The organism is Paenarthrobacter nitroguajacolicus, from assembly GCF_007786235.1.
Classification (GTDB): Bacteria; Actinomycetota; Actinomycetes; order Actinomycetales; family Micrococcaceae; genus Arthrobacter; species Arthrobacter nitroguajacolicus_A.
In genome coordinates, this window is the sequence record NZ_VNFK01000014.1 from 73,928 (window position 1) to 85,899 (window position 11,972).

At 63.9% G+C, this 11,972-nt stretch carries 12 protein-coding genes; 2 read left to right on the forward strand and 10 right to left on the reverse strand.

Annotation, left to right across the window (positions count from 1 at the left end):
• Nucleotides 1–29: 29 nt before the first annotated feature.
• From FQP90_RS16720 to FQP90_RS16730, 3 genes are read right to left on the reverse strand one after another with little or no spacing between them, the layout of a single operon-like run.
• Nucleotides 30–1,577 (reverse strand): molybdopterin-dependent oxidoreductase, encoded by a 1,548-nt coding sequence (locus tag FQP90_RS16720; RefSeq protein WP_144652248.1) that lies wholly within the window; start codon nucleotides 1,575–1,577, stop codon nucleotides 30–32.
• A 53-nt stretch (nucleotides 1,578–1,630) separates the two neighbouring features.
• Entirely contained in the window at nucleotides 1,631–2,878 is a 1,248-nt protein-coding gene (locus FQP90_RS16725; RefSeq protein WP_244296811.1) for a sensor histidine kinase, read from the reverse strand.
• Entirely contained in the window at nucleotides 2,865–3,611 is a 747-nt protein-coding gene (locus tag FQP90_RS16730) for a response regulator transcription factor (protein ID WP_144652201.1), read from the reverse strand. The genes FQP90_RS16725 and FQP90_RS16730 overlap by 14 nt, the downstream gene beginning before the upstream one ends.
• Nucleotides 3,612–3,761: 150 nt before the next feature.
• Here FQP90_RS16730 and moaA point away from each other — a divergent pair, with 150 nt between their 5' ends.
• Together moaA and FQP90_RS16740 are read left to right on the forward strand one after the other, a co-directional pair.
• Nucleotides 3,762–4,889: a GTP 3',8-cyclase MoaA gene (gene moaA, locus FQP90_RS16735; RefSeq protein WP_208760029.1), complete on the forward strand. Its 1,128-nt coding sequence runs from the start codon at nucleotides 3,762–3,764 to the stop codon at nucleotides 4,887–4,889.
• Between the two features lie 4 nt (nucleotides 4,890–4,893).
• Nucleotides 4,894–5,160 (forward strand): MoaD/ThiS family protein, encoded by a 267-nt coding sequence (locus FQP90_RS16740; protein ID WP_144652202.1) that lies wholly within the window; start codon nucleotides 4,894–4,896, stop codon nucleotides 5,158–5,160.
• Nucleotides 5,161–5,173: 13 nt separating this feature from the next.
• On the opposite strand, the gene FQP90_RS16745 is transcribed toward FQP90_RS16740, so the two are convergent.
• From FQP90_RS16745 to FQP90_RS16775, 7 genes are all read right to left on the reverse strand, one after another.
• Entirely contained in the window at nucleotides 5,174–5,635 is a 462-nt protein-coding gene (locus FQP90_RS16745; protein WP_144652203.1) for a DUF1579 family protein, read from the reverse strand.
• A gap of 107 nt (nucleotides 5,636–5,742) precedes the next feature.
• Complete coding sequence (locus tag FQP90_RS16750) at nucleotides 5,743–7,086, reverse strand: M16 family metallopeptidase (protein WP_144652204.1); 1,344 nt, start codon at nucleotides 7,084–7,086, stop codon at nucleotides 5,743–5,745.
• A gap of 81 nt (nucleotides 7,087–7,167) precedes the next feature.
• On the reverse strand, nucleotides 7,168–9,420 hold the full coding sequence (locus FQP90_RS16755; RefSeq protein ID WP_144652205.1) for a polyribonucleotide nucleotidyltransferase: 2,253 nt from the start codon (nucleotides 9,418–9,420) through the stop codon (nucleotides 7,168–7,170).
• 240 nt (nucleotides 9,421–9,660) lie between these two features.
• Nucleotides 9,661–9,930 carry a 30S ribosomal protein S15 gene (gene rpsO, locus FQP90_RS16760; protein WP_144652206.1) on the reverse strand — a complete coding sequence of 90 codons (270 nt, stop codon included), beginning with the start codon at nucleotides 9,928–9,930 and terminating at the stop codon, nucleotides 9,661–9,663.
• Between the two features lie 160 nt (nucleotides 9,931–10,090).
• Complete coding sequence (locus FQP90_RS16765) at nucleotides 10,091–11,074, reverse strand: bifunctional riboflavin kinase/FAD synthetase (protein WP_144652207.1); 984 nt, start codon at nucleotides 11,072–11,074, stop codon at nucleotides 10,091–10,093.
• 88 nt (nucleotides 11,075–11,162) lie between these two features.
• Nucleotides 11,163–11,597 carry a hypothetical protein gene (locus tag FQP90_RS16770; protein WP_244296812.1) on the reverse strand — a complete coding sequence of 145 codons (435 nt, stop codon included), beginning with the start codon at nucleotides 11,595–11,597 and terminating at the stop codon, nucleotides 11,163–11,165.
• A 20-nt stretch (nucleotides 11,598–11,617) separates the two neighbouring features.
• Nucleotides 11,618–11,971, reverse strand: a complete 354-nt coding sequence (locus FQP90_RS16775) for a hypothetical protein (RefSeq protein WP_144652209.1) — start codon at nucleotides 11,969–11,971, stop codon at nucleotides 11,618–11,620.
• Nucleotide 11,972: the final 1 nt, after the last annotated feature.

Genomic DNA, 11,972 nt, shown 5'->3' on the forward strand with positions numbered 1-11,972 from the left:
AAAAACCCGAACGTACTCAGAGTAGGTCCTCAGCCCACCTTCACGCTGATGGTGTGGTACCCCGTGGCGCCATCCGGGGCTACGGGAGCCTTGTCTTCGGTCTGGGGTTCGCCGGTGGCATCAGTGGCCCGTACTTGGACTTCGTAGTCGCCTTGGGTGAGGTCGATTCCGAGCTGCCATTGGTACCAGGTATCGGCGGAAATCGCGCTGCCAAGCGTTGCCTTCCGCCAGGGACCGCGGTTGACGCGAAGCTCCACCCGCTCGATGCCACGATGCTGCGCCCACGCCACTCCACCAAACTGAACCGTTCCGGGCTGGACTGTCCGTCCGCTGCGGGGAACATCGATGCGCGACTGCGTCTTGATGGGTCCGTGGTCGCTCCAGCCACGGGGTGTCCAATAGGCGGTGTCGTCGGCGAAGCGGGTGACCTTGAGCTCTGTGAGCCATTTGGTGGCGGAGACGAATCCGTAGAGGCCGGGCACGATCATCCGTACCGGGAAGCCGTGTTCCAACGGCAGCGGCTCGCCATTCATGCCCACTGCCAGCAGCGCGTCCCTACTGTCAGTCAGTGCCTCCAAAGGGGTACTGGCCGTCCAGCCGTCATTGCTGGTGGAGAGCACCATGTCTGCCCCCGCTTTGGGCCCGGCCATCGCGAGGAGTTCCCTGACGGGCCAGCCGAGCCACAGGGCATTGCCTATGAGGTCGCCGCCCACGTTGTTGGACACGCAGGCGATGGTGATGTGCCGCTCCGTCATGGGCTTGGCCAAGAGCGTGGCAAAGTCCAGCTCGATCTCCCGGTCCACCATTCCGGTTACCTTCAGTTTCCAGGCGGGCGGGTCAATCGCCGGGACCGTCAGGGCGGTATCGATCCGGTAGAAGTCGTCATTGGGGGTCACCAAGGGACTGATGCCCTCCACGGACAAGCTTGCCCCGGCGGGGATTGCCTGGGGCGGCGTTGCAGGCTCCGGAAGCGTCATGGAGCCCCGGAACCCCGAGGCCACCGCCGTGGCGCGCGTGAGCACGGCAGTCACTGTCCCGGCGACCGCAGCTGCCAAGGAGGTTCCCGCCACGGCGTTCAGGAAGCTGCGCCGCGCCAATGGTGCGGGTTCGCTCCCCCGCTCGGCCGACATTTCATCAGACGGCGCCCACGTGGCGAGCCTTCGGATCAGCATTCGCAGCAGCAGCATGGTGGCAACCGCTCCGACGATGGGTGCCAGCGCGGCCTGCGGCCCGGCTTGCGCACGGGTCATGACGGCGGTCAGTCCCGCCGCGCCGGCCAGTCCCGCCAGTGCCAGCCCCAGACCCGTCCGGCGACGTTCCAGGGCCCCTGCCAGCGCCGCAAGTATCCCGGCGACGATTCCGATGGAGGCAAGCAGAACGATCTTGTCGGCCGTACCGAACAGTTGCACTGCCAGGTCCTTGACCCCCGGCGGCACGGCGTCGATCACGGCACCACCAAGCGCCGTGACGGGTGAAACCAACGGGCTGAGAAGACCTGCAGCCAGCTCTCCCGCAGCGATTCCTGCCGCCCCTGCCGCCAAGCCCGAGCCAGCAGCCCAAAGAACAGGCCTGTGCATGGTGGGCCTTCTTGTGGTGGGCCTGGCTGTGGTGGTGCTGCCTGTGGGCGTACTCATGATGTGCCTCCAAGGCGGTTAGTGGCTGAAGCAGTCGGAGGGCTTTCTCCCACCAGTGCATCCGGCGGGGCCAGTGCGTCCGGCGGGAGTGATCCAGCCGGAAGTGACAGTGCAAAGCGGCAACCGCCGTCGACGTTGTTGACCGTGACCGAACCGCCGTGGGCCTTCACAATGCCCGCCACCATGCTGAGTCCGATGCCGGCGCCGCTGTAACTCCCCTGCAGCGCTTCCCGTGTGCCCCGTGAAGGGTCTTTCTGCCAGCCGGTTTCAAACAAGTGCGGGAGGTCCTCCTCCGGAATGCCGCCACAGTGGTCGCGTACGGCGATCACTGCGTTGCTGCCCTCCCGTCCGACGCTGATCCTGACATCGGAGTCCGGCCGGCTGTAGAGAATGGCGTTGAGCAGGACGTTCCGCACAGCCCGGGCAAGGCTTGGCCCGTCGGCAACGGCCATGCACTCACGGTCCCCACCGCCGTCGAGCCTGATGCCGCGCTTCGCGGCCAAGGGGGCCAGATCGGAGAGCGCATCGCTGACGAGGTCGTAGAGGTCCAGCGGTTCGGCACGCAGGCGGAGACTGCCGGCCTGGATCTTGGACAGTTCCAGGAGGTCGTTGACCATGGCGGTCATCTGTTCCGTCTGCCCGATGATTTTCCGGTAGTAGCCGCGCACGTCGGATGCCATGCCGTCCTCAAGGGCTTCGGTCATGGCGCGCATACTGGCCAGGGGTGTGCGGAGGTCATGGGAAATCCACGAAACGAGTTCACGTCGCGCAGTTTCAATGGCCGCTTCGCGTTCCCGGGATTCGGCCAGGCTGCGGCTGCTTGCCTCAAGTTCCTGGGCGAGTTCGGCAAGTTCGGAGGTCATGGCGGGGGCGGCCCCCTTGACCTCCGCGATGGTGTGGTCCAACGTTTCGCCCCGGCCAAGACGCCGGGCAGCATCCACCAGCCGGGCAGCGTTCCGGGACACTCCCGCGCCCAGCATGAGGGACAGCGCAACCGCAACGGCTGATGCCATGGCAAGGATGTACCACATGACTTCGAGGTCCCGGGCGGAGATGAACATCGCGTTGAAGGCACTGACCATCCCCGCCACCAGAACGGCAACCGTGGCCACCACCACCAAGCAGATTTGCGCGAGCACGGAGGCCCGGCGAAGAACCCGCAGAAGCAGCAGCGTTGCAGCGCCAATGAGCATCGCCCAGAAAAGGACCCACGCCAGGATGGTCCACAGCTCACTGCCCTCCATGGTCGGCCTTCTTCCCCTCGGAGCTGTCATCGAACCGGTAGCCAACGCCCCAGACGGTCTTGAGCAGTTCGGGCTTGGTGGGATTGGCCTCGATCTTCTCCCGGAGGCGCCTGACATGGACGGTGACCGTGGAGAGGTCACCGAAGTCCCAGCCCCAGACCGCCTTGATGAGATCCTCCCTGCTGAAAACCTGGTTGGGTCTCCGCATCAGGAAAGCCAGGAGGTCGAACTCGCGGACAGTCAGGGAAAGTGGCACGCCGCGGTGGCCCACCGTCCGGGACGCGGGATCAAGTTCGAGTCCGGCCGCTTCCACCGGAGGTTCCGGCGTGAATTCCTTGATGCTCCGGCGCAGCACGGACTTGACCCGGAGGACCAGTTCCCGGGGCGAGAACGGTTTGGTGACGTAATCGTCCGCGCCTACTTCCAAGCCCAGGATCCTGTCATCCTCGGTTCCCAGGGCGGTGACCATAATGACCGGCACGCTCATGGTTTGGCGGAGTCGCCGGCACACCTCCACGCCGTCCAAGCCCGGCAGCATACGATCAAGGATTACAAGGTCCGGGCGACGCGCCGCGGCAACTTTCAGGGCACTGAAGCCATCGCCGGCCATGTCCACCTGGAAACCCGCCTTCAAAAGATAGTCGCGAACAACATCGGCGATGGTCTGCTCGTCCTCGACCAGGAGGATGCGACGGTTCCCTGGCTCCGCTGATGATGCCGTATGTGTGGTCACGCTTTCAGCATAGGTTTGCTGGTGGTCCTCGGCACCCGATACGGGCACCCCGGGCACAAGCGTATGGAATTTGTAAGAAGTGGGGCGCGGGGAAACTGTGTGACTGTAACCGGTGTCACCAATCCAGCCGGGGTGGCGTAGCCTGAATTTATGAGTGTTCAGTTGGGCATGCCGGTGCCCCCTTCGGGAGGTACCCAAAGTAGCGCGGCAGTACCGCCGCCGCGGCCTGCCGGCACGCCCGCCGGGTTGTGGGACCGCTATGGCCGACGAGCCACGGACATGCGGTTGTCCCTCACGGACAAGTGCAATCTGCGGTGCACGTACTGCATGCCTGCCGAAGGCCTGGAGTGGCTTTCCAAGCAGGCGGTCATGACCGGCGATGAGATCGTCCGGTTGGTGCGCATCGGTGTCAACGCCCTGGGCGTGCGGGAACTGCGGCTCACCGGCGGGGAGCCCCTGGTACGCGCCGATCTGGTGGACATCATCGCCGGCATCCGCGCCGACCACCCGGATCTCCCGATCTCCATGACCACCAATGGTGTAGGCCTGGACAAAAAAGCTGCCGCCTTGAAGGCCGCCGGCCTGACCCGGATCAACGTTTCCCTGGATTCCCTGCACGAGGAGACATTCACCAAGCTCACCCGGCGCCCTTTCCTGGACAGGGTCCTCGCCGGCGTGGATGCTGCCTGGGCTGCCGGCCTGGGTCCAGTCAAGCTCAACGCCGTGCTCATGCGCGGCATCAACGACGCCGAGTCCCCGGACCTCCTTGCTTGGGCTCTGGACCGCGGCTACGAACTCCGCTTCATCGAGCAGATGCCGCTCGACGCCGACCACGGCTGGACCCGCCGCAACATGATCACGGCCGCGGAGATCCGCGAATTATTGTCCCGCGACTTCGTTCTGGGCCCGGACCCCCGGGAGCGCGACGGCGCCCCCGCCGAACGCTTTGAAGTGCGACGCCGGGACACGGCAACAGGCGTCGCCTCCGGTCCGGTCCTCGGTACAGTTGGCATCATTGCGTCGGTCACTGAGCCGTTTTGCTCCGACTGCCGCCGAACCCGCATCACCGCCGAGGGCAAGATCATGAGCTGCCTGTTCTCGCGCGAGGAATTCGACCTCCTCGGACTCCTCCGCGAAGGAGCCACGGACGCCGAACTTGCGGAGCGCTGGCAGGACGCCATGTGGGTCAAACCCAAAGCCCACGGCATGGACCACACGGGTCTCGGCGCGGCGGACTTCGTCCAGCCGGACCGCAGCATGAGCGCAATCGGAGGCTGAAAGTTTGCTCGTCCGTTACTTCGCTGCCGCACGCGCGGCCGCAGGCGTCGAGGAAGAGTTCCACGCACTTCCGGCAGGCACCAGCCTGGAGGGCCTGCTGGAGGCCGCCCTCGCCGTCGAACGTCCTTCACCTCCCGAAGGCACGCCGCCGCTTGCCCGGATCGTTGCGCGGAGCAGTTTCCTGCGCAACGAGGTAGCCGTTCGGGATCGTGCGGCGCCACTTGGAGCGGACGACGTGATCGACGTCCTGCCGCCTTTCGCCGGAGGCTAGGACCGCACCCAGGTCACACCCTCCGGAAGACGCTCTTCAGCAGGGGGCTGAACCCGGCAGTCCCTTCGAGCCGCACATCGGCCGTGTGCACCAGGACGCCGTCCTCCACACGGAACGTATGCCTGGCAACCCCGTCAGTCGTTCGCCGATCCAGAGTCAACGTGCCGGCAGTCCACGTCCCGCGGACTGGGCTGGCCGGTGGCCTGCCCATGCTGTCCACGTAGTACCAGAGCGTCTCTCCATGGTCACGGTCCACGGTGAACATGCCGTGGCCCTCAAAATGTGCGCCGTCGGCTTCACGGTGCCGGTAGCTCTGAACCACCGCGTATCCGCCGGCGGCCTTGGTGAACACCACCTCTGCCTCAGCCGTCCGAGCAGATCCCCACGGCGATGCGGCGATCTCCGTGATGCCCCGCCAGTGACCGATGAAGTCCCGCAGTATCTCCGCAGCCTGGCCGCTTGAGGGCAGTTCCATCACGTCTCCAATGTCGAACAGGGCAGCATCATCACCGTGTGATCATGCTGCCCTGTTGAGAGTGCGTGCGTCCAGAGCCTAGGGACGTAACGGGTGGTTGGAAGTTCTCAGAGGCCGAAGGTCTCGGTTTCCTCGAACGGACCCACCACTGTGATGGTCCGGGGAGCTGCAGCGAGTTCGCGCGCAAGGTCCTGAACGTCTTCCACTGTCACGGCCTGGATGCGTGCCAGGGTTTCGTCGATGTCCTGGAATTCTCCGGATACCAGCTCTGCCCGGCCCAAGCGTGACATCCGAGACCCCGTGTCCTCTAGCGCAAGAACAATCCCGCCGCTGAGCTGGCCCACGGCCTTCCTGAGCTCTTCCTCGGTGATCCCATCCTTGGCGAGTTTGTCCAGTTCCACGCCGAGGAGCTCCAGCACCTGCCGGACCTTCGACGGCGTGCATCCGGCGTACATTCCAAAGTATCCGGCGTCTGCATAAGCGGCCGTGAAGGAATACGTGGAGTACACCAGGCCGCGCTTCTCCCGGATCTCCTGGAACAGCCTGGAGGACATTCCTCCGCCGAGAACAGCGTTGAGCACGCTCATGACAAAACGGCGATCGTCGGTGGCAACGATGGTGGGGCAACCCATGATGATGTTGGCCTGCTCCACGGGGCGCTTGACCACGTGGAGGCCCGACGTGCCGGTGATGACGGCCCGGTCGGTCCCGCGGCGCTTCACCGGAGCCGCTTCAGCGTCCAGTTGCCAGCCGGCAGCCTCCAACGCATCAAGCACCAGCTCGCAGACAACATCGTGGTCCAAGCCACCGGCGGCGGTGATGACGAGTTCTTCAGGGCGGTAGTAGCGCTGGTAGTGCTCCCACACCGAATCCCTTGCCACGGCCTTGATGGCATCCGGGGTTCCCCCAATGGGGCGGGCCAGTGGGTGGTTGCCGAGGACGGCCGCCACGAATTTTTCATGCGCGACGTCGGTTGGGTCATCGCTGTCCATAGCGATTTCCTCGAGGATGACGTCTCGCTCCTGCTCCAATTCCGCAGGATCAAGGACCGCGCCGGTGATCATGTCCGCAATGACATCGATGGCCATGGGAAGGTCTGTGTCCAGCACCCGGGCGAAATAGCACGTGCTTTCCTTTGCCGTTGCGGCGTTGGACTCACCGCCGACTTCGTCAAAGGCCGAGGCGATCTCCAAGGCTGTGCGCCTCTTGGTGCCCTTGAACAACAGGTGCTCAAGGAAGTGTGTGGAACCGTGCTGGCCGTCCGCTTCGTCGCGCGAGCCGACTGCAACCCAGAACCCGATGGTCGCCGACCGCTGACCGGGCATGGCCTCGGTCAGGACGCGCACGCCGCCGGGCAGGACAGAGCGGCGGACCACGGATCCGCCTTCGGCGCCATGGATCAATTCGCCACCGGGAAGCGTCTGTTCCAGCGGCAAGGGTACGACAGTCATTAAGGCCTTTCGGGTTAAGGCCGGAAGGGCCGGTGGAGCTTTTTCAAGCCCACCGGCCCCGCCGGGTGTACTGCTAACAGACTACTCTGCGGACTCTACAACGGCCTCGGCCGGAGCGTCCTCGGAAGCTGCGCCTTCTTCCTCGGCAACAACCGGGGAGAGGGAGAGCTTTCCACGGTCGTCGATCTTGGTGATCTCGACCTGGACCTTCTGGCCAACGGAGACGACGTCATCAACGTTGTCCACGCGCTTGCCATTGGCCAGCTTGCGGAGCTCGGAGATGTGCAGCAGGCCGTCCTTGCCCGGGGTAAGGGAAACGAAGGCGCCGAAGGTGGTGGTCTTGACGACCGTTCCCAGGTAGCGCTCACCGATTTCCGGGACCTGCGGGTTGGCGATGGCGTTGATGGCGGAACGTGCTGCGTCTGCAGACGGACCGTTGGTGGCGCCGATGTAGACCGTGCCGTCATCTTCAATGGAGATGTCCGCGCCCGTGTCTTCCTGGATCTGGTTGATCATCTTGCCCTTGGGGCCGATGACCTCGCCGATCTTGTCCACGGGAATCTTCACGGCGATGACACGCGGTGCGAACTCGGAGAGCTCGTCCGGGGTGTCGATCGCTGCGTTGATGACCTCGAGGATGTGGAGGCGTGCTTCGCGGGCCTGCTTCAGGGCTGCTGCCAGCACGGAAGCGGGGATGCCGTCGAGCTTGGTGTCCAGCTGGATGGCCGTGACGAACTCGGATGTACCGGCAACCTTGAAGTCCATGTCGCCGAAGGCATCTTCGGCGCCGAGGATGTCGGTCAGTGCGGCGTAGCGGGTCTGGCCGTCAACCTGGTCGGACACCAAGCCCATGGCGATACCTGCAACAGCTGCCTTCAGCGGCACACCAGCGTTGAGCATGGAGAGCGTCGACGCACAGACTGAACCCATGGACGTCGAACCGTTGGAACCGAGGGCCTCGGATACCTGGCGGATGGCGTAAGGGAACTCTTCGCGGGTCGGCAGAACCGGAACCAAGGCGCGCTCTGCAAGGGCACCGTGGCCGATTTCGCGGCGCTTCGGGGAACCGACGCGGCCGGTCTCGCCGGTGGAGTACGGCGGGAAGTTGTAGTTGTGCATGTAGCGCTTGCGCGTTACCGGCGACAACGAGTCGATCTGCTGTTCCATCTTGAGCATGTTCAGCGTGGTGACGCCCATGATCTGGGTTTCGCCGCGCTCGAAGATGGCGGAACCGTGAACGCGGGGAAGAACCTCGACCTCAGCGGTCAGCTGGCGGATGTCCGTCAGGCCACGGCCGTCGATACGGACCTGGTCCTTCAGGATGCGCTGGCGGACAACGTGCTTGGTGACCGAGCGGAATGCCGCGGACAGTTCCTTCTCGCGACCCTCAAAGGTGCCGGCAAGGGCGCCAAGGACTTCGTCCTTGAGCTCGTCGGAGGCGTTGTCGCGCTCCTGCTTGTCAGCGATCTGGAAGACAGCAGCCAGCTTGTCAGCAGCAGCAGCTTCAACAGCGGCGTAGACATCGTCCTGGTAATCGAGGAAGACCGGGAACTCAACGGTGGGCTTGGCAGCGCGGGCTGCCAGGTCTGCCTGTGCTTCGCAGAGAGCCTTGATGAACGGCTTGGCAGCCTCCAGGCCCTCGGATACAACCTCTTCGGTGGGGGCGGTTGCGCCCTGTTCCTTGATGAGGTTCCAGGAGTTGTCCGTGGCTTCGGCTTCAACCATCATGATGGCGACATCGTCACCGGCAATGCGGCCTGCAACAACCATGTTGAATACGGCGTTCTCAAGCTGGGAGTGCTTGGGGAAAGCAACCCACTGCGAACCCTGCTCGTCGGCGATCAGGGCAACGCGGACGCCGCCGATCGGACCGGAGAACGGAAGGCCGGAAAGCTGCGTGGACATCGAGGATGCGTTGATGGCAACGACGTCGTAGAGCTCATCCGGGTTGATGGCCAGAACGGTGACGACGATCTGGACTTCGTTGCGCAGGCCCTTAACGAAGGCCGGACGCAGCGGGCGGTCCATGAGGCGGCAAGCCAGGATGGCTTCCGTGGAGGGACGGCCTTCGCGGCGGAAGAACGAGCCCGGGATACGGCCTGCGGCGTACATACGCTCTTCAACGTCCACCGTCAGGGGGAAGAAGTCGAAGCCCTCGCGCGGCTGCTTGCCTGCGGTGGTGGCGGAGAGCAGTGCGGTGTCTTCGTCGATGTAGACCATCGAAGCGCCGGCTGCCTGCTTGGCAAGGCGACCGGTTTCGAAGCGAATGACGCGCTTGCCAAAACGGCCGTTGTCGATGATGGCTTCGGAGAACTGGATTTCGGGACCCTCCATAGAGAGTCACCTCCGTTTCTGTTAGCGGAAGTCCGCCGCATCAACCCAGGCCTCTTCTTTTTTCCTGGCCTGTACGACACCCGGTCATCGATCGAGATCCACGGGCGCCATCGTCACAGATGGCCTTCCCGGGAATCACTACCGAGGACCGCGAATGCGCGATGCGGTTGATTCCTGTTTTTAGTTGTTGGTGAAGAAGGCGGCCCGCCCCGCAAACGAGGGGGCCGCCCTCAAGGCAGACTAGCGGCGCAGGCCGAGACGCTCGATGAGCGAACGGTAGCGGGCAATGTCAGTGTTCTTCAGGTAGGAAAGCATGCGCTTGCGACGACCAACCATGGCCAGCAGACCGCGCTGGGTGTGGAAGTCGTGCTTGTGCTCCTTCATGTGCTCAGTCAGATCCTTGATCCGCTGAGTCAGGACTGCAACCTGAACCTCGGGCGAACCGGTGTCGCCTTCAGAGGTTGCGTATTCCTTGATGATGGACTGCTTTACAGCGGCGTCAAGTGCCACGTGAACTCCTAGAGTTGTGCCGTGCCTCCCGGTGCAGCGCCTCGCTGACGGGTTGCCCTTGGTACGTTGCCGCACACAAAAACAGGTCCAGCCGCCACGGACTGCAGCCGGATCCACTCATCAGTTTACCGGCACGTCAGCGGTGTTGTCGAAATACCGGCTAACGGGCGGTCAACAGCTCGTGGGCTTGGGCAACGTCAAGGCACATTTGCTCCACCAATGCCTCGGGTCCACGGTAGGCCACCATGCCCCGGAGGCGCTGGGTGAATTCGACAGCCACGGTCTGGCCATAGAGGTTGAAGTCCTCCACGTCCTCCTCCGGGCGGTCAATGACGTGAGCTTCCACTTGCCGGCTGACGCCGTCGAAGGTGGGGTTGGAACCAACCGAAATGGCGGCGGGCCACCGCGTTCCGGCCTGGTCGATCAGCCATCCCGCATAGATGCCGTCCGCAGGGACGTACCCCGTGGAGTCGTGGGAGAGATTCGCAGTGGGAAACCCGAGGTCTCTGCCGCGCGCAGCGCCATGGACCACTTCGCCGCGCATGCGGTGCGGGCGGCCAAGCACTGCGGCTGCAGTCACCACGTCGCCTTCGGACAAGGCTTCCCGCACCCAGGTGGAGGAACAGCGGCGGTCGGCGTCGCCGTCGTCGTGGACCGGAAATCCCCCCGCGCCGTACTCGTTGACAACCTCAACCCCAAACCCGAGTTGATTGCCCAATTCCTGCATGGTGACGACGTCGCCGGCATTGCCGGCTCCGAAGCGGAGATCGTGGCCCACCACCAGGTGTGCGGCATGAAGTCCGTCGAGAAGAACGTCCTGGACAAACTCCACAGGCGTCATGGCGGCGAGGTCCAGGGTGTACTTCATGACCAGCACGGCATCCACACCGGTGTCGGCCAGGGCATCGAGTTTGTCCTGGAGTCCCATGATCAGCTCCGGAGCGGAGTCCGGTCGGTGCACCTGGGCAGGATGGGGATCGAAGGTCACGGCCACCGAGGGGATGTTATGACGCTTGGCGCTGCCCGTCAGTTGGGCGAGAACATGTTGGTGTCCGCGATGGACGCCGTCGAAGTTCCCGATGGTAACGACAGTAGGTCCGAAGTCCTTGGGGACTTCAGTGGGATCGTTCCAGATGTGGACCATCAACCTCGCCTTTTACTGCAGATATTCGTTCCGCCCGGCAACCTCCCGGCGCCGGAACATTCTAAGGTTACCCGCAAGGGTGCCCGGCTCAGGACGGCCGGCGTTTGTTCAGCCACAGGAGTCCAAGGATCGGCAGCACCAGCGGCACGAAGCCATAGCCACGCCCGAACAGCGACCACACGGTGTCATGCGGGAACGCGACCGGGTCAAAGAGGCTGATTGCGCCAACCACCAGAACGCCAATGAGCTCCGTGAGCACGGCTGCCACCGAAACCTTGAACCAGGTGCGGCCCGGCTTGGCCAGGGAAATGGTGGCCACGATATAGACGACGGCGGCGAACGCCGACAGGATGTGCGCCAGCGGAGCTTCGGCAAACTTGGTGGCAATCTGGTAGCCGGCACGGGCAGTCGCCGAAAGCGCGAACACGGCGTACACCGCGATGAGCAGGCGACCCGGACCCGTGTTGCGGGTGTCCTTCTGCTGCGGCTGCTGGCTCGCAGAGTTTGTCTCGGTTCCAGTCACGTTGTGTTCTTCCTTCAAGGTCAGTACCAGATCTGGTTCATGCGGGCGGCCATGACAAGCACGGTGACGCCCACGGCGGCCAGGACAAAGTTGCTCCAGCGCGTGCGTTCAAGGATCGCCCAGTAGACGGCACCCAACGGGATCATGAGGGCTGTGATCAAGTAGCCCCAGAACTCCCACGCCTCACCGGCAATTTGCTCACCCATGGCAACACGGACGATCGATCCCACCAAATACACCACCAGCACCAGCTCCACGGCGAGCACGGAGAAGATCGTGGGGTCATTTGGGGCCTTCTTCATCAAACCGGCCACGATGCACATGATCGTGGACACCAATCCGACGATCAGGATGGCGTAAAAGTATCCGTCCATA

Coding starts and splice junctions, on each gene's coding strand:
- FQP90_RS16755 (WP_144652205.1), bottom strand. CDS start 9,420: ATGGAGGGTCCCGAAATCCAGTTCTCCGAAGCCATCATCGACAACGGC.
- moaA (WP_208760029.1), top strand. CDS start 3,762: ATGAGTGTTCAGTTGGGCATGCCGGTGCCCCCTTCGGGAGGTACCCAA.
- FQP90_RS16765 (WP_144652207.1), bottom strand. CDS start 11,074: ATGGTCCACATCTGGAACGATCCCACTGAAGTCCCCAAGGACTTCGGA.
- FQP90_RS16750 (WP_144652204.1), bottom strand. CDS start 7,086: ATGACTGTCGTACCCTTGCCGCTGGAACAGACGCTTCCCGGTGGCGAA.
- FQP90_RS16725 (WP_244296811.1), bottom strand. CDS start 2,878: ATGGAGGGCAGTGAGCTGTGGACCATCCTGGCGTGGGTCCTTTTCTGG.
- FQP90_RS16745 (WP_144652203.1), bottom strand. CDS start 5,635: ATGGAACTGCCCTCAAGCGGCCAGGCTGCGGAGATACTGCGGGACTTC.
- FQP90_RS16720 (WP_144652248.1), bottom strand. CDS start 1,577: ATGCACAGGCCTGTTCTTTGGGCTGCTGGCTCGGGCTTGGCGGCAGGG.
- FQP90_RS16775 (WP_144652209.1), bottom strand. CDS start 11,971: ATGGACGGATACTTTTACGCCATCCTGATCGTCGGATTGGTGTCCACG.